We start from the raw sequence: 20,164 nt of genomic DNA on the forward strand, positions 1-20,164 counted from the left end.
CCGCCCGCGCCGCCCGCCCGGCAGCGGCGGCGCGAGCGCAACAAGGGAACAAGGGCAACGTTGGAAGAGTGGGACCGGCTGAACAGGCGCGGAACGGCGCCGAACGGCGCGGGCGCTTTGCCTCTTGCATCCTGGTCCCAGCCGGGCGATTCCCGCCCCAAGGGGCCCGCTCCAAAGCACGCCTTGACCCTTGTCCCGGCGAGCGGCTAACGTGCGGCCGTTCTTTCGTCCGCGGCGATGCCCGGGGCGAACCCGACGGCGCGTCTCGCCGGCGGGAGGACGTCAAACGTGGTCGGGAACGGCGTGCGCCGTCCCCAGCTCAGCAAGAAACAAGGACGGCCCAACATCTATGCGTGCGCGAGCCGGGGATCCCCCCCGCACGATGCCCCAGAAGATCCTCGCCGGGAGGGCGACGGATCCTCAGCTTCGCGGTGATCTCGTCCAGGTCAAGGTCGACCAGGTAATCCTCTCGAGGGCGCCGTCCCGCGCGCTGGCCGAGGCCATCGCCACGGGCATGAAGAAGACGCCGGTCGAGGTGGCCGTGGCCTACGACGGCACCTGCGTGGCCGACGCGAGCTCGCTCGCCGACGTCGACGAGGGGAGCCCGCACTCGGTGTCGCCCGAGTTCCCGACCTACAACATCCCGATCGCGCGGCCGGGGATCGGCTTCCCCGCGCCGGTGCACCTGGAGCGCTTCGCGGCGCCGGCGCGGCTCGCCCTCACGGACGATCCGCGGCTCGCGACCGTCGGCGGCATCGGCATGCTGTCGCTCGTCGTGTCGCCGAGCCAGCTCGGTCAGGCGCTCGCCACGGGCTCGGCCTGGCTCCGGCCGCCGCGCAGCGTGCAGATCCACCTCTCGGGCCGGGTGCGGCCGTTCGTGTGCGCGCGGGACGTCGCGCTCGAGCTCCTGCGCAGGAACCTCGACGAGGTGGTGCGGCGCATCGAGGGCGAGCACCACGCGCCCGTGATCCTCGAGTTCGCCGGGCCGAGCGCGCGGCTGCTCTCTGTGGGCGACCGCGCGGTGCTCTGCGGCATCGCGCCGCAGGTGGGCGCGGCGGCGGCGCTGTTCGTGAGCGACGAGAAGACCGAGGTCTTCCTCCGCGATCAGCGCAGGTCGAAGGCGCACCGCGCGCTCGTGCCGGATCCGGGCGCGCCGTGCGAGGAGGTCGTGTCGATCGACCTCGGCACGGTCGATCCGCTGCTCATGGACGAGGAGGGCGTCGTGCGGCCGGTGCGCGATCTCGCCGGCAAGCCGGTGGCGCAGGTCGTCCTCGGCGGCGACTCCGGCGTGACGTTGCGCGACATGCTCGCGGCGGCGCTGCTGCTCAAGTCGAAGCGCGTCCCCTCGCGCCTCGACCTGCTCGTCGCGCCGCCGTCGCGGCAGGTGCTCGAGGTGCTCGCGCAGTCGGGCGCGCTCGTCGACCTCGTCGCGACCGGCGCGCGCATCGTCGAGCCGGACCGGCGCGTCGTGACGTCCGAGATCTACCCGCCGCCGCCCGGCGGGCTATCGCTGCGCACGGCCGATCCGGAGCCGCGCATCGCCGGGGCGCCGTCGTTCGTCGTGGCCTCGGCCGAGACGCTGGCCTACGCGGTGGCCACGGGCGCGGTGGGCGATCCGCGGTCGTTCAAGCGGCCGGTGCGGGTGACCGTGCCGCGCGCGCTGCCGACCGACGACGTGCTGATCCTCCGCGACAAGAAGGGCGAGCAGGTGAGCACGAAGAAGCCGCCGCCGGCGCCGCCGGCGGTGCCCTGGAAGGGGCCGCTGACGCTCGACGTGCTCGCGGGCGTGCCGAAGGGGAACGGGCGCACGGCGGTCGGGGCGCGCGGGCGCAAGGCCCCCGCGCCGGCCGAGGCGGCGCCGCCGGCCGCGGCGGCCGCGGACGAGAAGGCGCAGGCCGCGCCGGCCGAGGGCAAGGCGGCCGGCGGCGGCGTGGCGCTCGTGCTGTCGACGCTCGACGAGGTGCGCGCGGTCGCGGAGCGCGCGACGGATCTCTCGTCGGTGCGCGCGGTCGTCGCGCCGTTCGTGCCGAGCACCGCTGTGTCGGCGTTCGCGAGCGAGGGGATCGCCACGTTCCTCGTCGGCGCGGAGGCGCTCGGCAGCATCAAGGAGCAGAAGAGCGTGGAGCTCCCCGCCCCCGCGCAGTGGGGCGATCGCGTCGCCGCGGTCTTCGGGAGCGAGCGCGTCGAGGTGGCCTGGCTCGCCACGGGCATGGAGCGGAGCTGGACCCACGCGGGCACCGTGCGGCAGCCGCCCAGCGCGACGAAGCCGGCGAGGTCGTAGGCGAGGTCGTCGGCGAGGAGCGACGCCCGCCGGACGGCGTCGCGCCCGGTGGGGATGACCGCCATCCCCACCGGGACCATGGCGCGAGCAGCGCCCGGATCAGAGCCCGAAGCGGAGCGCTGCAGGCGCGGCGCGCACCGGGGAGAGCGGGGCGAGGAGCTTGATCTCGTTCGTGAGATCGCGGAAGCGGATCTGCTGCTCGTTGATCTGCATCTCGAGCACGATGACGCGCTTCGTGATCTCGTCGAGGCGCACCGAGGCCTTCGCGAGCCGATCCGTGAGCTCGCGGCGGAGCTCGTCGGCGGTCCGGTTCTTCTCGATGGCCCGGAGGTTCTGGCGGAGCTCGTGGCTCTGCTGCTCGAGGCGCTGCTGCTCCGCGAGGATCTTGTCGCGCTCGTCGATGGCGGGGCGCAGCTTGCCCCGGATCTCCCAGGCCTGGCCGAGCTGCTTCGCCACGGCCGCGTCGGCGCGCGGGTCCTTGAGGTAGGCCTGCACCGCGTCGTCGGCGAGCTGGCTCAGCCAGTCGATCTGCTGCCGGAAGATCCGCCGCTCGTCGACGTCGAGCACCGCCGTCCCGCGCCGCGGCAGGTCGATCGGCACGAGCGCGCTGCCCGTGCCGAGGTTGTCCTCGGTGCCCTTCGGCGGCGCGTGCAGGCGCGTGCCGTGCAGCCGCGGGTGCTTCACGAGCGTCCTCGCCGCGGCGTCGCCGCCGTTGCGGATCGCGTACTTCGTGTGCGTGACCCAGTCGCGCTCGATCTCGAGCGCGCCGCCCTCGATCCTGGCGAGGCGCGCGCCCTCGGCGCTCTCCTCGCGCGTGGTGTCGACCGCGAGCCCCCGCTCCAGCGCGAACGGCACCGTCGTCGTGGCGCCGGGCGGCAGCGGCTCGACCATGCCCTGGCCGAGGAACGCGCCGTTCTCGAAGACCGCGATGGGGCCGCGCTCGAGCAGCCCCTGCGTGTTGTTCGTGAAGCGCGCCACCCGGAACGGGTGCGAGCTCGACGCGGGGACGCCGCCGTCCGGCGCGAACAGGAAGATCGACTCGCCGGGCACCTGCCTCGCGAGGAGCAGGACCATCGTCGCGCTCCGGTCGGGGATGTCGACAGGGAACGGGATGTCGTAGCGCGTCGTGCCCGCCTCCATCGCGACGGCGGCGAGGGCGCTCACGTTGCGCGGCGGCGAGGGGTTCATCGGCCTGGGCTCCATGGACTTCGGCTGCTGGACCGGCGCCGCCCCCCTCCACTGCGGCGCCGCCGCCGGCGCGGGAGCGGCGTGCGGCACCGTCGCGCGCTTCGCGGCCGGCTTGGCCGCCTCGGCCCGGCTCATCGCCCCTGGCCTGCCGGCGGCCTGGGCCTCCTCGGCCTCGGGCGCGTACGCGTCGGCCGCGCCTGCCTCGGCCAGCGGCGCGTCCATCGGCATCGGGGCGGGCGGCGGCGGCGGCGGCGCGGCCTCGGAGGCGAGCGTCGTCTCGCTCGTCGGCACGGACGCGATCACCTCGCCCTGGTCGCTGACGATCGGGCGCGGCGGGATCGCCGCCTGGTCGAGCGTCGCCTGGAAGGCGAGCGGCGCGCCCGCCACGAGCGACAGCTTCACCCCCTTCCAGTCCTCGCCGGAGAGGTTCTGCACGATGCCCCACGCCTGGAGGTGCGCCTGCTTCGACGCGGCGCCCGGAGCGCCGCCCGCGGCGCCCGGGGCTCCGCCCGCGCCCATCACGAGCCGGTACGAGGGCCGCCACACAGGCGTCTCGGCCACGTAGCCGACGACGAGGTCGTGCTCCCGCCCGTCGAGCGTGAGCTTCACCTTCTCGAGCTCGTCCTCGTCCCCCGTCTTCTTGCCGGCGTTCGCGCCCTTGTCGTCCGGCGGCCGCGGCGCGGTCGTCACCTCGGGCCCGGGCGGCGCGTCGTCGTCGCCCGCGCCGTCGTCGACCTCGACAGGGAACGACGCGCTCCGCACGCTGCTGCCGCCGGCCTCGATGACCGCGAGCGTCGCGAGGAAGTCGCCGACCTTCTCCTTGCGCACGCGGAAGGTCACCTGATCGGCGTCGATGAGCCCGCGGCGCTCGAAGTACGCGACGCCGTTCCTGTAGATGACCACGCGCCGCAGCGCGAGCCCCGAGGCGTCCACATCGGGGCCGCGCGCGCATCCGGCGAGCAGCGTGAGAGCGAGGAGCAGGCCGGAGCCCGCTCGCGCGACGTCGTGACGTCTCATGATGTCCCTGGGTGTCTCCTGGGTGAGCGTTCTGTGAGCGGTTCGTCGGCGGCCGTCGTTCAGCGTCGTTCAGCGTCGGTCGGCCGCAGGTCGACCGTGGATCAGCCGTCGGTCGGCGCGGTCGAGGCGCGGCGCCAGTCGGGCGGGAGATCGAGGAAGCCCTCGTTGCAGAGGAACTCGTATAGCCCCTCGCAGACCTCGCCGCAGATCATGCTGAAGAGGTGCGGGTCGGTGATGAAGAGGATCGTCTCGTCGCGCTCGGAGCCCGCCGTGTCGGCGAGCTGCGCGACGAGCTCGTCCTCGGCGAACCCGACGAGCATCACCATGAGGTGCCGCTCGAACGCCGCGCGGAAGCGCGGGAACGCCTCGCTCGTCACCTTGTACGCGAACGCCCTGCCCTCGGACGTCCTGGCGTCCCGCACGACCCGCGCGGCGAAGTCGCCGAGGCTCCCCGCGAGCCGCTCGGTGAAGAAGTCGACGAGCACGACGTGCACCACCGAGACGATGCGCCGGAGCTCGCTCGACCGCCGCGACAGGAAGGCGTCCTGCATGTCCTTCGTGAGCTTCGCGAGCAGCTCGAACGACTGCTCCCGCGCCTCCTCGGAGGCGAACTCGAAGCCCTCGAGCTCGGCCTCGATCCGGTTCTTGTAGCGGGTCAGCACGTAAAAGAGCGCCTGCTCGCCGTGGTGGATCACCTTGGGGGCGCCGTCGCGGCCGCGCGTCTTCTCGTGGAGCTCGGACTGGAAGAACAGGCGCGCCAGGTTCTTGTGGATCTTCTTGAGCCGCCGCTCGACGAGCAGCGAGATGCCGTCCTCGGGGATGACCCGCGCGAGCAGGGTGCAGAGGGTCCTCTCGTGCGCCTCGCGGATCGCCTCGCGGTTCTTCGCCCCGCGATCGGCCGCGCCCGCGGAGGCCTGGATCACCTTGAGCTGGGCGACGACCTGCGCGGTGACGGCGTCGAGCTCGGGGTTCGTCTCGAGGTCGGCGCGGTAGTGGATGATGCGGGCCTGCATCTGCTCCTCGAGCAGGCCGAGCGCCATCTCGGTGATGTGATCCTTCAGCGCCTGGCTGACGTGCTCGCCGACGCGCCGCGGCGCGTCGGGAGGGAGCGACCTCGGCTGCTCGGTCGGCGCCCGCTCGCCGGGCCTCGCCGCGGGTTGCGCGCGGCCCTGGGGCGGCAGCGGTGGAGGGTTCCGAGGGGCCGGGGCCATGATCCGAGAGCATACCGGAACTCGCCGGCGGTGTGCGGCTTTGGCGGAGCGGCGCGAGTCGGAGTAAGACGGCCCCATGCACACGGTCGCTTCACGTACGAGCGCCTGGGAGCCGGGAGGACCGCGGGCGTCCTCCTCCTCCTCCTCGCCATCACGTCCGGCCCGCCGGCGCCTCGCGGCGGCCCTCGCGCTCGCGTTCGCGGTCGCCGGGTCGGGCTGCTCCCGCGAGGGCGACGGCCAGCCGCCGCCCCCGCGCACGCCGGAGCCCACGGCGCGGCAGGAGCCCGCCGCGACCGGGCCGCAGGCCGCCGCCGGGGCGAGCGCCGCGCCGGCCGCCGCGAGCGCCGCCGCCGGCAAGGAGGGCGGCGCCACGGGCGCGCCCGCGGGGCAGCGCGCGAAGATGAACGTGCTCGTCGTCTCGATCGACAGCATGCGCGCGGACATGCCGTGGAACGGCTACGAGCGCGACATCGCGCCCAGGCTGACGGCGTTCGAGAAGCAGGCGGTCAGCTACACGCGCCACTACGCGATCTCGTCGTACACATCGATGAGCGTCGGCGGCTTCCTCGCCGGCCGGTACCCGAGCGAGGTCGAGCGCAGCGGCTACTTCTTCGGCAACTACCCCGACAGCGTGGTCATGTTCCCGGAGCTCCTGCAGAAGGCCGGGGTGCGGACGATGAGCGCCCACGCGCACTTCTACTTCGACCAGAAGGCGGGCTTCCGGCAGGGCTTCGACGTCTACGAGATCGTGCCGGGGCTCTCGGCCGACAACACGACCGATCGGAACGTCACCAGCCCGGGGCACCTGGAGCTCGCGCTGAAGATGCTCTCCGACAAGCAGAACACGTCGGGCACCTTCTTCGCGTACTTCCACTTCCTCGATCCGCACGACGTGTACATGACGCACGAGGGGATCGAGCCGTTCGGCAAGCGCGCGCGCGACAAGTACGACGGCGAGGTCAAGTTCACCGACATGCACGTCGGCAAGCTGCTCGATTTCGTCGCGCAGCAGCCGTGGGGGAAGGACACGGCGATCATCGTGACCGCGGACCACGGAGAGGCGTTCGGCGAGCACAAGATGTACCGCCACGGCTTCGAGGTGTGGGACGTGCTCACCCACGTGCCGCTGATGATCCAGGCGCCCGGGATCACCCCGCGCCGCATCGACGAGCCGCGCAGCTCGATCGACCTCGCGCCGACGATCCTGGAGCTGACCGGCGCCCCGCCCGAGCCGTCGTTCCCGGGCAAGAGCCTGGTCCCCGAGCTGCACGGCGCGAAGCCCGAGCCGCGCGACGTCATCATCGACCTGCCGCGCACGAGCGACAACGACAGGCGCCGCGCGCTCATCCACGGGCGGTACAAGCTCACCGCCTACGGCGACGACGAGCGCTTCGACCTCTTCGACGTCGTCGCGGATCCGGGGGAGACGAAGGATCTGAAGCGAGAGCAAGCGTCCGTCTTCGAGGAGATGAAGGCGCTCTACAAGGAGCGCTCCGCGGCCATCAAGGACGTCTGCCCGAAGAACACGGCGAAGCTCAAGGGCAAGAAGAAGAACAAGCGGTGCTAGAACAACGATCACGTTGATCGAGCGAGAAATGAACCGCCAAGACGCCGAGGACGCCAAGAAGAAGACAAAGCCTTGGCGTCTTGGCGTCTTGGCGGTTCGGAGTTCTGCTCGCGCGGCCTAGCGCGCCGGCGGGGCGACGGAGATCGTCACGCCGTCGTCCTCGCCCGCGTCGACGGCGGCGCGCGCGACGAGGCGCACGCCGCCGCACTCCAGGTGGAGCACGACGGGCGCCTCCACCTCGCGGCTGCACGACGGCTCGGCCGAGACGCGCGCGGCGAAGGCGCCGCGCGCGAGCTCGACCGCCAGCGCGATCCCCCCGATGCGGCCCTCGGGGTCGTCCGCGGTGATCTCGCGCGCCGAGCGCGCCTCCTCGAGGCGCGTGAAGAGGTCGGGCCCCCGGAGCGCGACCTCGATCGGGCGGCCCGCCGCGTCCTGCAGCACGGCGACCTCGAGCTCCGCCTTCCGCGGCGCGCTCTCGCCGCCGGCGCTCACGGCGAACGGGAGCTCGATCCGCTTCGCGCAGACGACCGCGCCCGGGCCCGCGCGCTCGTCGGCTGACGCGCACCGGGGCGCCGGCAGCGCAAGGGAGAACGGGACGACCACCTCGGCCGGCGCCTCCGCGAGCGGCCGCCCCCAGGCGTCGCTGCCCAGGAAGCGGCGCAGCCACGCGGCGAGCTCCTCGCGCACCCGCGCGCGCGCGGCCCGCTGCCTCGAGAGCTGCGCCTCCGTCTCGCGCGCGGCGCGCGCGAGGAGGTCGCCCGCGTTGCGGTCGCGGACGAGCGCGCGCAGCCGGTGCGCCGCGTCCTCGCGGAACGCGCCCCGCGGCAGCGTCGCGAGGTACGCCGTGAGCCCCGCGGCGGTCCCGCGCTTCGCGGCGTAGTAGACCGGCTCGGCCCGCGCGAGGTACGCGCGCACCTCGCCGGCGAAGGCGCCGTCCGGGTAGCGCTCCAGGTAGTTCGACGCCGCGGCGAGCCGCCCCTCGAAGGTCCGCGACACGCGGGTCGCCCGGTACGCCGCGTAGTCGTCGGCGCTCGCCAGGATCGCCGGCCTCGAGGCGCACCCGGACAGGGCAAGGGCGAGCGCCGCGAACCAGAGCCCCCGCGCGGCCTTCGCGACGCGCCGGGCGAGACGTCGGCGCGACACGGCTGCGCTGGGCGCGCTCACGGCGCCTCCCCCGGCAATGGGCAGAAATTGCACTCCGTCGGGATCGAGGGGCCCTCGTCCGCCGCGTACGCGCTGAACTCGTCGCAGCCCGCCAGCTGGAGCTTGCGCAGGCACACCTCGCCGTCGTGCACCAGCGGGTAGCAGCCGGGCGGAAACTCCGGCGCGCCCTCGGGGTCGCACGCGGCCGCGCACGCACGGGTGTGCAGGCCGCACGCTTCGCACTGGGCGCAATCGATGTTCGCCTTGAGCGCGAAGAACTTGTACGGATCGAGCTCGTCCGGCGCCTGCCCGCAGCTCCCGATGTCGCCCACGACCGGCGCGACGCCGACGAGGAGCAGCAGCGCCGCGACCCCTGCGACGTCCCTCGTCCGGAGGCGCCCGCGGCGCCGCGCGCGTCCCGGCGCGCTCATGGCAGGAGCTCGTGGTCGATGAGGATCCCGAGCTGCGCCGAGACGACGGGGTAGACGGTGTACGCCGCGTCGTAGGTCGCGGCGCCGTAGAAGAGATCCCCGACGATCTCGCCCGAGACCGCGACGCCCGCGAGCAGGAAGTACCCGAGCCCGACGGCGAGCTCGCCGCCGACGTTCGCGTCGGGCTCGATCAGGATCGCCGCCCCGAGCCGCCCGTAGCCGAGCACGCGCGGGACGCCGCGGTAGGCGATGAAGTAGCTCGGCGTCAGCGACTCCTGCGGGACGCCGCCCACCGCGAGCGACAGGCGCAGCGCGCCGCCGTGCTGAATGCCGTCGGCCGGCCCCAGCGCGAACGCGGCGCCGAGGTCGAGGTACCCGGCGGTGAGCGAGAGCGATTCGGCCGTCTCGCCGAGCTGCGTCTGCAGGCGGTAGGGGTTGTTGAACCGGATCCCCCTCCCCATCGCGACCGTCGACACGACCCGCGCCGCCGTCCCCGGCGGGCGCGCGAGCGCGCGGTACGCCTCGAGCTCGGCGTTCCCGCCCTCCTCGCCGGCCTGCGCCTCCTCGACCGCCCCGGCCTCGCCGGCAGCGTGCTGGGCCGCGGCGGTGCGCGCCCAGCACGCCCCCAGCAGAACGGCCACGAGCGAGAGCCCGGTCCGGAGTTCCAGCATCGCCAGGCGCCTTCTACCCCGAGGCGGCGCCCGCTGGCACGCTCAATTGCGTCCCGCCCGTGCGGGGCGCGACGCTCGAGCCGCTCCGGCGCGCCGCGCGCACGACGCTGCGCCGGGGCCTCGCTGTCGCCGGCGCCTCGCTGCCGCCGGCGCCTCGCTGCCGCCGGCGCTGCGGCGGCGCGCCCCTCGGCACGGTCCTCGCCCCCCTTCCGTATCCGCCCGCTTCACCTGCGGACCGGACCCTGCATGCGGAGACCACCGTGAGCAATTCAAGCACCCGAGGCAGGCAGAGCACCGCCGCAAATTCGTCGACGCTTCGCGCACCGCGCACGAGCCCGACGCAGCGCCGAGAACGAGAAGAACGCAGCGACCCGGGAAGGCCGCGCAAGCGGGCCGAGGCGCCCCGGACCGCCGCGAGGGGGTTCGGCACGGGCGAGCTGGACGAGCCGTTCGCCGACATGGTGGACGCCGAGGCTGCGCCCCCGCTGCGCGGCAAGGTGTACCCGCGCAGCGAGTTCAGCGACGTGATCCCGACGCTCGACGACGAGGTGCGCGGCTATCACCACCACCCGAACGACGCCGGGAGCACCGAGTTCGAGGTCAACCCCGACGCCGCCGACGCCGCCGCCGATCTGGCGAGCGATCTCGGGGCGGAGTTCCTCGAAGGGGCGACCAAGGGGCAGGACATCAGCGACGTGGCGATGTCGCACGACGACGATGACGGCGACCTGCCCTATCTCCTGGAGGACGAGGACGTCGAGTCCGTGGAGCCGGACGACGAGGGTGCGGACGAGGAAGAAGACGAGCTGCCCGCGACCCAGCGGATGCGACGGCACGTGGGCTGAGCGGCGGCGCGCGCAGGCCGCCGCGGCGCGCGACGAGGAGGTGAGGCGCTCCGCCGCGCAGGCGCGCGCGGACGTGCCGTTCGGTCACGCCTGGCCGAGCACGGGCAGCTCTGCCACCACCTCTCCGTCGATGCGGATGAAGGCCAGCAGGCCTTCGTCCTCGTAGGCCAGCACGTCGAGCACGATCCGCTCGCACAGCGGCAGCACGTACAGCGCGCCGTCGTCCGCCATCACGGTCATGGATCGCACAGGTGCGCTCATGGTGGGCAGCGTCTCTGTGGTCCGTCGTCGCGCATCCATGTTGCTGAGCTCCCAGGCTTCAATCGAGCTCCGGCGACGGCCGGAGGCACGAGGCTAGAGGGGCCTGCCCGCCATCCCACCAAGCGCCTTCCGTGCCACGGTGCTCGCGCCGCCGCGCCGGAGTCAGGAACGTTCCACGGCGACGTATGGCGTTCGCCCTGACCCGCGCCGCTGCGTCGCGGCGGCCCGGCCGCAAGCGGCGCCGCGCCACGCCCGCAGCGGAGCGCGGATGGCCCGCGGCGCCGCCTGGCCGCGGCCCGAGGGGCCGTTTCCGGCCCCTGCGCGGGCCGATGCGCGCGCGATCCGGCCCCGGATCCGGCCGCGAGCCGGCCCGACGAGGGCGCGCGGGCCTACCGGGACCGGCGCGCGGATCCGCCGTCCGGCGCCGATGCCGCGGACAGGACCTTTCGAGCGAGCTTGGAAACGCCGATATCCAGCACGCCCGGATCGAGCCACGCCGCCTTCTCGTAGGGGGAGGCAAGCTTTGCCCGGAAGCGCCACGGGGCCGACACCTCGGCGCGCGCCACCGTCACGTCGAGCCGCCGGTGCGTGAGGATGTGGCGCACGCGGCCGACCTCGCGGAGCGGCGCGTCAGGCGCGACGCCGACCTGCTCGAGGAGCGCGCGGGCGTCCGCGAGCGCGCGCGCCTCGACCATGGGCGGCTCCCAGAGCCCGCCGAACAGCCCGCCCTCGGCGCGCCGGACGAAGAGCACGCGGTCGCCCGACCGCACCACCGCGGCCACCATCGCGACCGCGGGGACGTCGCGCTTCGGGGCGATCACCGGCAGCTCTGCCTGCCTCCCGAGGGCGCGCGCGGCGCACGCGCCGTCGACGGGACACGCGTCGCAGCGGGGATTGCGCGGCGCGCAGACGGTCGCGCCGAGCTCCATCAAGGCCTGGTTGAAGCGTCCCGGATGGACGCTCTCCGCCGCGGCCCGCACGAGGCGCTCCGCCGCCGCCCAGAGCTTGCGGGTGCCCGAGGCGCTGCGGATGTCGTCGTCGATGCCCTCGATGCGGGAGAGCACCCGGGCGACGTTGCCGTCGACGAGCGGCACCGGCTGGTCGTACGCGATGCTGGCGATCGCGCCCGCGGTGTACGCGCCGACGCCGGGCAGGGCGCGGAGCGCGGCGACGTCGCGGGGGAGCGCGCCGTCGTGGCGCGCGGTGACCTCGCGCGCGGCGAGGTGGAGCACGCGCGCGCGGCGGTAGTAGCCGAGCCCGCTCCACAGCGAGAGCACGTCGTCGATCGCGGCGGACGCGAGCGCGAAGACGGTCGGGTAGCGGGCGAGGAACCGCTCGTAGTACGGGATGACCGTCTCGACGCGCGTCTGCTGGAGCATCACCTCGCTCAGCCAGATCGCGTAGGGATCGCGCGTCCGCCGCCACGGAAGGTCGCGCGCGACGCGGTCGAACCACGCCGCGAGGGCGGCCGCGATCTCCCGGTCGCTCTCGCTCGGCTCCGCCGCCGCCGGCGGGGGCGCGCCCTGCTCACCGGGCGGGGTGCGGCGCCGCGGGGCGCGCTTCGGACCCTGGCTCGCGCCCGCGCGCGCGGGCGATCGGGGCGTCGTGCTCACGCGCGGAGGGCCCGCCCGCCGCGCGATCCGCGGCTCGGTTCGACGCGCGGCTCGACGCGTGGTTCGACGCGTCGTTCGAGGTACGGATTACCCGCCCGCCGCCCGCTGCGCTCAGAAAACGCTTCCATCGCGCGGGACTCTAGCGCAGAGCCGACCGCGGTGTCGTCCAGGCGCGACTGCCCTTCCCTGTCGATCCCTCGGGCTGCGCGCCTCGGCGCCGTCCTGCTCGTCGGGCTCACCGCGCCTGGGTGCCGCGAGGAGCCTCGCCCCTGGGAAGGCAAGCCGGGGCCCCCGGTCGTGCTCTCCGCAGCGCCGCCGCGCCCGGTGGTCACGGCCGTGCCCGACGGGCCGTCGGACGCCGACGCGGGACAGGGTGACGCCGGATCCCTCGGGGATCCGGACCTGCCGGTGCTGCCGGTGCGCGTCGGCGGCCCCTGGGTCCGCTGCTACGGAAACTTCAAGATCAGCGGCGAGCCCGTGAAGGACGTCACCCGCCTGTCGCTGCTCTGCGGCCCCGAGAACGGCATGCGGCGGCTCTCGACCACGACGATCGAGGGCCACGTCGCCGAGGGCGGCGCGATCGTCTCGGAGCCGCTGAAGGCCCTGCGGGGCGCGTGCTACCGCGTGTTCGCCGTCGGCGGGCCCGGGATCCTCAACCTGGACGTCGCCGTGCGGAGCAGCCGCGGGGCGATGATCGCGAGCGACGGCACCGAGGACGCCTGGCCGATCGTCCAGCCGGATCGGCCGTTCTGCCCGCTCGAGGACGACGACGCCACCGTCGAGATCAGCGCCCGGCGGGGCGCTGGCCGGTTCGCGGCCGAGGTGTGGGTCCTTCGATCCTACAAACGATCGGCGTCGGGCGACGGCGGCGTGGATCCGTACGAATCGAACGAGATGGACGCGTACGAGGAGCTCTGAGCCGGCGTCGGCCGGCGCGGGCGGCGGCGCGCGGCCGGCCGGCCGCGGCGTTCCGCCCCGGGCGCGGCGAGCGCCGGCGGCGCATAAGGAAGAGCTCTCCCGGCCGCCGGAAGCGCGCGAAAGGCTCCCCATCGTCATCGAAATCCGGCAGATCCATGGACCATGGCGCGACGCCGGCACCCTGCACGCTCCCCCGCATTGACGTGGCCGCCCCGTCCCGCTAGGGGAGCCCGAGCCATGGCCGACGACACCGAGCCGCTCCGCGAGGACGAAGGGGACAAGGTGGAAGGCGAAGGCGAGAAGAAGCGCCTCTTCGAGCGCGCCATCCCGGAGATCTTCAAGCGCGTGGTCGAGCGCGCCGTCGAGAGCGGCATCGACAGGCTCAGCGAGGGGCCCGAGAACATCCGGCACTTCGTCGGCGACCTCAAGCTGCCCAAAGAGGTCCTCCACTACCTCTACACGCAGATCGACGAGACGAAGAACGGCCTCTACCGGGTCGTCGCGAAGGAGATCCGCGACGTGCTCGAGCACACCCAGTTCGCGGACGAGATCACGAAGGTGCTGACGAAGCTCTCCTTCGAGATCAAGACCGAGATCCGCTTCGTGCCGAACGACGCGGCCAAGCGAGACGACAGCCAGGACGAGCCGCGGAGCGGCTTGCCCAAACCGGAAATCACCGCCCAAGTGAACGTGAAGGACCGTAGCAAAGAGACCGGGCGAGACCGGCGCCGCGAGGAGAAGTGACGACAAAGAAGCTTAGGACCGGCGGCGAGGTCGACGCGTGGTGCACGAAGTGCCGCCTCGATCTCACCCATCGCATCATCGCCATGGTCGGCGACGTGGTGAAGAAGGTCGAGTGCAAGACCTGCATGTCGCACCACCTCTACCGAGCGCCGAAGAGCGAGCGCGAGAGCCGCGCGGCCGCGCGCGCCGCGGCGCGCAGCACCGGCGAGCCGAGGGCGGCCTCGGCGTCGCCGCGCGGCGGCGGCGTGGAGCGGCTCACCGCCGCCCAGCGCGCCGAGCGCGATCAGACGATCGCCTGGGAGCGCGCCATCGCGGGGCAGCCCTCGGGGGCGTTCAAGCCGTACCGCATCAACCTCACCTTCGGCGAGGGGGAGCTCATCCGTCACAGCAAGTTCGGCGACGGCGTCGTCGCGAAGGTCATCGATCGGGGCAAGATCGAGATCCTGTTCAAGGACGGGCCCCGGACGATGGCGCACGGCCAGCCGTAGCGCGCCCGGCCGCGTCCGCTCGAAGCCCGGAACTTGGGGCTGCCCGCGCGATCGGGTAGCCTCTGCCTCGCCGTGGACAAGCCTTCGCCCCCCTCCGCCAGCGGACCTCCGCCCAGGCGGCGACGCCGCCCTGGCCTGCCCGAGCGCGCGCTGCGCGGCGCGGCCATCTGCGCGATCGCCGTCGAGGCGCTCTGGTACGGCATCCACGAGGTCCGCGGCTTCGGCCCGGCGCTCGCTGACGGCGCGCGCGCCGTCGTCGGCCCGGCGCCGGTCGCGTGGGCCGAGGACGTGGCCTACGGCGTCGCCGACCGCCTGAACCGGGCCATCTACCGGCACGCCCCCCCGAAGACGTTCTGGGAGCCCGCGCCCGCCGCCGCGGCGGAGATCGACAGGCGCGGCGAGCGCCGGGCGGCGGAGCCGGCGGCGCCGCCCGCCTCGTTCGAGCCGCCCTTTCCGCAGGTCGCGGCGACGGGCGACGGCGTCTGGACGCCGATCGAGGACCCGGCGCGGCCCGACGACGCGCCGGTGCTCTGGAAGAGCGTCGTTCACCCCGACGCGCGGCGCGTGTTCGCGGCGATCGCGGTCGTGGCCATCGATCTCGGGCGCGTCGACCTCCGGCTCGTCGCGGGCACGAAGGAGCCGTTCTCGCCGGACGTCCCCGTCGAGCGGCGCCCGGGGCTCGTGCCCGAGGACCACGCCGGCGACCTCATCGCCGCCTTCAACGGCGGCTTCAAGGCGATGCACGGCCACTACGGGATGATGCTCGACGGCGACACGTTCCTGCCGCCGCGCGACAGGGCCTGCACGATCGCGCTCTACCGCAACGGCGCGGTGCGGATCCGCACCTGGCCCGAGCTGCGCGCCGACGAGGCCCGCATGGCGGCCTACCGGCAGACGCCACCCTGCCTCGTCGAGCAGGGCGAGCTGCACCAGGCGCTCTACGACTCGAACCGCGACTGGGGCGCGACCGTGAGCGGCGAGACGGTGATCCGGCGGTCGGCGCTCGGCGTCGACGCGACCGGCAAGCGGCTCTTCTACGGCCTCGGCGAGGCGGTCACGGCGCGCACCCTCGCCCACGGCATGAAGGCCGCGGGCGCGCACGACGTGGCGGAGCTCGACGTCAACCACGCCTACCCGCGCTTCCTCCTGTACGGCCGCGGCGAGGACGGCGCGGCGCCCCGCGCGACGTCCGCCCTCATCCCGGACGTGCAGTACAAGCCGGAGGAGTACGTGGCGGAGCCGTCCCCGCGCGACTTCTTCTACCTGCGGCGGCGGCGGCCGGACTCCTAGAACGACGATCGCGTTGAGCGAGCGAGAAATGAACCGCCAAGACGCCAAGGACGCCAAGAGGAAGACAATGTCTTGGCGTCTTGGCGGTTCGAAGTTCTGCTCGTTTCAGGCGGGTTCAACCCGTTTGCTGCTCTAGGCTCGGTCGCTACCGCCCGTCGAGCAGGTCGCGCACGCGCTGCGCGAGCATGTCGGGGGTGAACGGCTTCTGCAGCATCGTGAGCTCGCCGTCGCGCTCGGCGCCCGCGAGCACGTCCTCGGCGTAGCCGGACATGTAGAGCACGCGGGCGCGCGGGTACATCGCGAGCGCGCGCTCCGCGAGCTCGCGGCCGTTCAAGCCCGGCATCACGAGGTCGGTGAGCAGGAGATCCATCGCGTCGACCCCCTCGTGCGCCAGCGCGTCGAGCGCCTCCTCGGCGCTCGACGCCGAGATCACGCCGTAGCCGCGCCGCTCGAGCACCTCGACGATGAGCTTGCGGACGGCGTCGTCGTCCTCCACGACGAGCACCGTCTCGTCGCCGCCCGCGGGCGACGGCCGGGCGCGCGGCGGCGCTGCCTCCGAGCGGTCCTCGACGCGCGGGAAGTAGACGCGGAACGTCGCGCCGCGCCCCACCTCGCTCTCGACCTCGATGAGGCCGCCGCTCTGGCTCACGATCCCGTACACGGTGGCGAGGCCGAGGCCGGTGCCCTTGCCGCGCGCCTTCGTCGTGAAGAACGGCTCGAACAGGTGCGAGAGCGTGTCCTGGTCTATCCCGTGGCCGCTGTCGGTCACCGAGAGCACGACGTACGGCGGGCCGCCCGCGGCGGGCGGGGCGTCCTCGTCCCGCTCCGCCGGCGCGAACGACCTCGCCGTGGGGCTCGCGCCGGGCTCGCCGAGCGACGTCTCGACGACGAGCCTGCCGCCCCGCGGCATCGCGTCGCGCGCGTTCACGACAAGGTTGAGGAGCACCTGCTCGAGCTGGCTCTTGTCGACCTTGATCGAGCCGAGATCCCGGCCGACGCTCGTCCGCAGGTCGATGTTCTCGCCGATGAGGCGCTGCAGCATCGCCTGCATGTCGAGCACCACCGCGTTGATGTCGAGCACCTCGCGCTGGAGCGCCTTGCGCCGGCTCATCGCGAGGAGCTGCCGCGTGAGCGCCGCGGCGCGCTCGCCGGCCTTCGTGATCTGGAGCGCGTCGCGCCGGAGCGCGCTCTCGGGCCCGAGCCGGCGCAGCAGGAGCTCGCCGTAGCCGAGCATCACCATGAGCATGTTGTTGAAGTCGTGCGCGATGCCGCCGGCGAGCCGGCCGAGCGCCTCCATCTTCTGCGACTCGCGCGAGCGCTCCTCGCGCTGCCGGAGCGCCTCCTCGGTGCGCCGCCGCTCGGAGATGTCGCGGAGCAGCACGAGGGCGTGGCCGTCGAGGAACGGCACGACCCGCGCCTCGACGTGGCGCTCGCCGCCCTCGGCCGCGAGGGCGTGCTCGAGCGCGACGACGGCGCCCCCCTCGCGGGCCTGCGCGATCGCGCGCTCGAGCTGCTCGCCGAGCTCGCCGGGGAGCACCTCCGTCATGCGCTTGCCCAGGAGCGCCTCCGGCGCGACGTGGAGCTCGGCGAGGCGCGGCTCGTTGCAGTCGGCGATCCGGAGCTCGGCGTCGAGGCGGAAGCAGAGATCCGGGATGGCGCGGAAGAGCGCGTGCAGCTCGCGCTCGGCGCGCGCGAGCTGCGCGGCCAGCCGCGCGTCGCCGCCGTCGCGCGCCTCGCCGCCGCCGCGCACCTCGCCGCCGCCACACGCCTCGCCGCCGTCGCGCGCCTCGCCGCCGTCGCGCACCTCGCCGCCGTCACGCCCGCCGAGCGGCGGCGCATCCCCCGGCAGCGCAGGCGCGCCGCCGCCGTGCACGCCCTCCGGGGGCCCGCCCCCCGGCGTGGCCCCTGCGCAGGCCTCGGCCTCGGGGTCGAGCCCGCCGAGCGAAGCGTGAAGCCGCGGAGCCCCCATGCCCTCAGCCGCCGGTCTGGTCCGCGGCGCCGGTCTCGAGGTTGACCGTCCAGCAGACGGCGCCGGCCGCCGGATCGCCGCCGGGCGGCCCCACGCTGACCTCGGCGCGCGCCGGCCCGACGGCCCGGATGTAGAGCCGCTGCCCGACGGCGCCTCGCCCGAGCGCGCAGACGGCGCGGCGCACGCGCGGATCGTCGGCGGCGACCTCGCCCTCGTCCTCGGCCGGCATGAAGAGGACCTCGACGTCCGGCTTCAGGCAAGCGCCCATCTCGCGCCAGGCGTCGTAGTCGACGGACGGATCGAGCACGTCCGCGAGCTGCCCGTGGCGCGCCCGCCCGACGCGGTAGCGGAAGGCGTCTCGCTTCTCCGCGCGCAGCGTGGCGCCGATCCGGTCGAACCGCAGCGACAGCGCGCCGAGCGCGGTCGCCATCTTGACGGTCGGCGCGCCGAGGTTCGCCTTGTCCGGCTCCTTGAAGCGGTGCACCTGCACGCCCGCGGGCAGCGTGCCGGCGAGGATCTCCGCGAAGCGCTGGTTCATCCCGAGCCGCCCGCCGAGCAGGATCCGGAGCCCCTGGTACGGATCCGGCTCGCGCCCGATCTTGGCGATCGCGCCCGCGAGGTGCTGCCGGAACATGTCGATCCCGTCGCGGAACCACGCCTCGATCGCGCCGGCGAGCGCGCCGCGATCGATCGAGAGCGGCACAGCGGACGCCGTCCCGTCGAGCCCGACGAGCGAGAGGCGCTCGTCGATGGGCGCGCTCGGCCCCCGCTCGAGCAGCGGCCGCAGGTGCTCCTTCAGCGCCCAGGTGTTGGCGCGCGCGTCGGGCGACGGCGCGAAGAGCTCCTCGGCGCCGTCGAGCGCGGCCTCCTCGGGCGGACGCTCGAACGGCACGCGGCGCTCGCGCATCGCGGCCTGGCTCGCGACGTACACCCGGTAGGCCAGCCGGTGGAGCAGCCGCTCGCCGCCGAGCCACGGGATCGCCGCGGGATCGAGGTACTCGACCATCCGCTCCAGCCCCTGGGCCTCCTCGTGCGCCTTGGCGCTCCGCAGGATGCCGAACGCTATCCCCGTCTCGCTCGCGCCGGCGTCGATGACGCAGAACGGGACGGCGCTGTCCCGCGGCTGGATCCCGAACATGCGGAACGCCTGCACGGCGTAGGCGATCGCCGACGGGCCCGCGTCGACGACCTTCAGGTCGTCGAGGTCGTGGTACTCGCACAGGCCCGCGGGCAGGCTCCGGAAGAGGCCGCGGCGGAAGGCGATGAGCACGCTGGCGCGGCGCTCGGGCGACCAGCCCGTCGGCATCGTGATCGCGTAGCGCGTGTGGAGCCCCCGCGTCCGCTGGTTGACGTGCAGGCCGACGTAGTACGCGTACAGCTCGATCGGATCGAACGGGTCGTGCGCGCCGATCCCTTCCTCGTCGATGACGGGCGGCGCCGGCTTCTTCAGCGACTCGCTCGTGTCGGGGTCGCTCTTGCCCCGGAGCCGGAACGGCTCGCCGCGCTCGGTCCGCTCGCGCAGCAGCGTGAGCGCCGGGAGAGACGCCGCGGCCCGCTCGTGCGCGTCGGCGCCCTGCCGGACGCGCATGTCGCGCGCGGCGTGCCCGACGAGCACGTCGCCCCAGCGCGTGAGCGGCAGGATCACCCGGTCACGCCACGCCTTCGTCGTCCTCGCGAGCGCCTCGAACGCGACCTCGCTCGGGTTCTCGTTGTCGGCCGACACCCGGAGCGGCGCGTCCGCCCCGATCCGCAGGAACTCCGCGCCGCCGCGCTCACCCCGGACGGCGACGACGGTCGACGCCGCGCCGACGTCGACAGCCACCCAGTCGCTGCGCACGTCGAGCCGGGGATCGCGCCGCTTCACCTCGGGCGGCACCGGGTCCTTGTCGGCCTTGCCGGCGCGGCGGTGCAGCCCGACCACGCGGCCCTGCCGGAGGATGGCGATCGACGTGGCGCCGAGGAAGCGCGCGCCCGACCAGAAGCCCTGCGCGGGGTCGACGAGCGTCGTCCCCTTCACCGGGTCGAGGTTCGCGACGATCTTGGGGAAGAAATCGGCGATGAGGTCCGGCGAGGCCACCCCGTCGTAGCGCTCGACCTTGATCGGCGGCGAGTAGTAGTTCTGGAGCCCTTCGCCGTAGATGCGCGGACTGACCTGGATCAGCTTCAGATACGGGATGGGGCAAGTCTGCTCGTCCAGCCGGAACTCCTGGTAGAGCGCGGGCGGGGCGATCGCGTTCTCCATCTCGGGCGCGATGCGGGGCACGCTCGCGCTCATCTCGGTGCCGAAGTACATGAACTTCGTGCCCGCGCGCCCCGTGAACGCGGCGATCCTGACCTCGTTGAACGTCGCCTGCCCGACGATGAGCGGCGGCAGCGCGATCACGTAGTCGAGCACCAGCGTGGTGAGCCAGGGCTGGTCGAACAGGCGCGATTCCCAGCGCATGATGAGCGTCGGGTACTCGCGACCCGCGAGAGACACGACCTTCTCCGCTTCGCGAACCAGGGCGCCATCGACCGACAGCTCGTA

The 20,164-nt window shown here is 73.9% G+C and carries 16 protein-coding genes; 7 read left to right on the plus strand and 9 right to left on the minus strand.

Features of this window, described 5'->3' with window-relative positions; translation table 11 throughout:
- Positions 1–382: 382 nt before the first annotated feature.
- Positions 383–2,281 (plus strand): aconitase family protein, encoded by a 1,899-nt coding sequence (locus tag WMF24_RS20490; RefSeq protein WP_437738111.1) that lies wholly within the window; start codon positions 383–385, stop codon positions 2,279–2,281.
- A gap of 99 nt (positions 2,282–2,380) precedes the next feature.
- On the opposite strand, the gene WMF24_RS20495 is transcribed toward WMF24_RS20490, so the two are convergent.
- Together WMF24_RS20495 and WMF24_RS20500 are read right to left on the minus strand one after the other, a co-directional pair.
- Complete coding sequence (locus WMF24_RS20495) at positions 2,381–4,486, minus strand: hypothetical protein (protein ID WP_437738112.1); 2,106 nt, start codon at positions 4,484–4,486, stop codon at positions 2,381–2,383.
- Between the two features lie 101 nt (positions 4,487–4,587).
- Positions 4,588–5,697 (minus strand): hypothetical protein, encoded by a 1,110-nt coding sequence (locus WMF24_RS20500; RefSeq protein WP_437738113.1) that lies wholly within the window; start codon positions 5,695–5,697, stop codon positions 4,588–4,590.
- Positions 5,698–5,773: 76 nt separating this feature from the next.
- On the opposite strand from WMF24_RS20500, the gene WMF24_RS20505 reads away from it, so the two are divergent.
- Positions 5,774–7,264 carry a sulfatase gene (locus WMF24_RS20505; protein WP_437738114.1) on the plus strand — a complete coding sequence of 497 codons (1,491 nt, stop codon included), beginning with the start codon at positions 5,774–5,776 and terminating at the stop codon, positions 7,262–7,264.
- Positions 7,265–7,381: 117 nt separating this feature from the next.
- Here WMF24_RS20505 and WMF24_RS20510 read toward each other — a convergent pair whose 3' ends face one another.
- From WMF24_RS20510 to WMF24_RS20520, 3 genes are read right to left on the minus strand one after another with little or no spacing between them, the layout of a single operon-like run.
- Positions 7,382–8,407 (minus strand): hypothetical protein, encoded by a 1,026-nt coding sequence (locus tag WMF24_RS20510; protein ID WP_437738115.1) that lies wholly within the window; start codon positions 8,405–8,407, stop codon positions 7,382–7,384.
- 17 nt (positions 8,408–8,424) lie between these two features.
- Positions 8,425–8,838: a hypothetical protein gene (locus WMF24_RS20515; protein WP_437738116.1), complete on the minus strand. Its 414-nt coding sequence runs from the start codon at positions 8,836–8,838 to the stop codon at positions 8,425–8,427.
- Complete coding sequence (locus WMF24_RS20520; protein ID WP_437738117.1) at positions 8,835–9,509, minus strand: hypothetical protein; 675 nt, start codon at positions 9,507–9,509, stop codon at positions 8,835–8,837. Before WMF24_RS20520 ends, WMF24_RS20515 begins: the two co-directional genes overlap by 4 nt.
- Positions 9,510–9,967: 458 nt before the next feature.
- On the opposite strand from WMF24_RS20520, the gene WMF24_RS20525 reads away from it, so the two are divergent.
- Positions 9,968–10,354, plus strand: coding sequence for a hypothetical protein (locus tag WMF24_RS20525; RefSeq protein WP_437738118.1), 387 nt, complete (start codon positions 9,968–9,970; stop codon positions 10,352–10,354).
- Between the two features lie 84 nt (positions 10,355–10,438).
- Here WMF24_RS20525 and WMF24_RS20530 read toward each other — a convergent pair whose 3' ends face one another.
- Both WMF24_RS20530 and mutY read right to left on the minus strand, forming a co-directional pair.
- A complete protein-coding gene (locus WMF24_RS20530) occupies positions 10,439–10,615 on the minus strand; it encodes a hypothetical protein (protein WP_437738119.1) in 177 nt (58 codons plus the stop codon).
- Between the two features lie 389 nt (positions 10,616–11,004).
- A complete protein-coding gene (mutY, locus tag WMF24_RS20535) occupies positions 11,005–12,228 on the minus strand; it encodes an A/G-specific adenine glycosylase (RefSeq protein WP_437738120.1) in 1,224 nt (407 codons plus the stop codon).
- 159 nt (positions 12,229–12,387) lie between these two features.
- Here mutY and WMF24_RS20540 point away from each other — a divergent pair, with 159 nt between their 5' ends.
- The 4 genes from WMF24_RS20540 (at position 12,388) to WMF24_RS20555 (ending at position 15,668) form a co-directional block, all read left to right on the plus strand.
- A complete protein-coding gene (locus WMF24_RS20540) occupies positions 12,388–13,146 on the plus strand; it encodes a hypothetical protein (protein WP_437738121.1) in 759 nt (252 codons plus the stop codon).
- Positions 13,147–13,383: 237 nt separating this feature from the next.
- On the plus strand, positions 13,384–13,890 hold the full coding sequence (locus WMF24_RS20545; protein ID WP_437738122.1) for a hypothetical protein: 507 nt from the start codon (positions 13,384–13,386) through the stop codon (positions 13,888–13,890).
- Positions 13,887–14,378, plus strand: a complete 492-nt coding sequence (locus WMF24_RS20550) for a hypothetical protein (protein ID WP_437738123.1) — start codon at positions 13,887–13,889, stop codon at positions 14,376–14,378. The genes WMF24_RS20545 and WMF24_RS20550 overlap by 4 nt, the downstream gene beginning before the upstream one ends.
- A gap of 72 nt (positions 14,379–14,450) precedes the next feature.
- Complete coding sequence (locus tag WMF24_RS20555) at positions 14,451–15,668, plus strand: phosphodiester glycosidase family protein (protein WP_437738124.1); 1,218 nt, start codon at positions 14,451–14,453, stop codon at positions 15,666–15,668.
- A gap of 145 nt (positions 15,669–15,813) precedes the next feature.
- Here the strand turns inward: WMF24_RS20555 and WMF24_RS20560 are convergent, their stop codons facing one another.
- Positions 15,814–17,637, minus strand: coding sequence for an ATP-binding protein (locus tag WMF24_RS20560; RefSeq protein ID WP_437738125.1), 1,824 nt, complete (start codon positions 17,635–17,637; stop codon positions 15,814–15,816).
- 4 nt (positions 17,638–17,641) lie between these two features.
- The gene (locus WMF24_RS20565) at positions 17,642–20,116 is read right to left on the minus strand and encodes a hypothetical protein (protein ID WP_437738126.1); all 2,475 of its coding nucleotides are present in this window, start codon (positions 20,114–20,116) and stop codon (positions 17,642–17,644) included.
- Positions 20,117–20,164 lie beyond the last annotated feature (48 nt).

It is taken from the genome of Sorangium sp. So ce1335 (genome assembly GCF_051521615.1).
Classification (GTDB): domain Bacteria; phylum Myxococcota_A; class Polyangia; order Polyangiales; family Polyangiaceae; genus Sorangium.

Excerpts from the sequence above, each read along its gene's own strand:
- WMF24_RS20530 (WP_437738119.1), bottom strand. The coding sequence starts at position 10,615 with ATGAGCGCACCTGTGCGATCCATGACCGTGATGGCGGACGACGGCGCG.
- WMF24_RS20545 (WP_437738122.1), top strand. The coding sequence starts at position 13,384 with ATGGCCGACGACACCGAGCCGCTCCGCGAGGACGAAGGGGACAAGGTG.
- WMF24_RS20500 (WP_437738113.1), bottom strand. The coding sequence starts at position 5,697 with ATGGCCCCGGCCCCTCGGAACCCTCCACCGCTGCCGCCCCAGGGCCGC.
- WMF24_RS20505 (WP_437738114.1), top strand. The coding sequence starts at position 5,774 with ATGCACACGGTCGCTTCACGTACGAGCGCCTGGGAGCCGGGAGGACCG.
- WMF24_RS20525 (WP_437738118.1), top strand. The coding sequence starts at position 9,968 with ATGGTGGACGCCGAGGCTGCGCCCCCGCTGCGCGGCAAGGTGTACCCG.
- WMF24_RS20520 (WP_437738117.1), bottom strand. The coding sequence starts at position 9,509 with ATGCTGGAACTCCGGACCGGGCTCTCGCTCGTGGCCGTTCTGCTGGGG.
- WMF24_RS20560 (WP_437738125.1), bottom strand. The coding sequence starts at position 17,637 with ATGGGGGCTCCGCGGCTTCACGCTTCGCTCGGCGGGCTCGACCCCGAG.
- WMF24_RS20495 (WP_437738112.1), bottom strand. The coding sequence starts at position 4,486 with ATGAGACGTCACGACGTCGCGCGAGCGGGCTCCGGCCTGCTCCTCGCT.
- WMF24_RS20490 (WP_437738111.1), top strand. The coding sequence starts at position 383 with ATGCCCCAGAAGATCCTCGCCGGGAGGGCGACGGATCCTCAGCTTCGC.
- WMF24_RS20515 (WP_437738116.1), bottom strand. The coding sequence starts at position 8,838 with ATGAGCGCGCCGGGACGCGCGCGGCGCCGCGGGCGCCTCCGGACGAGG.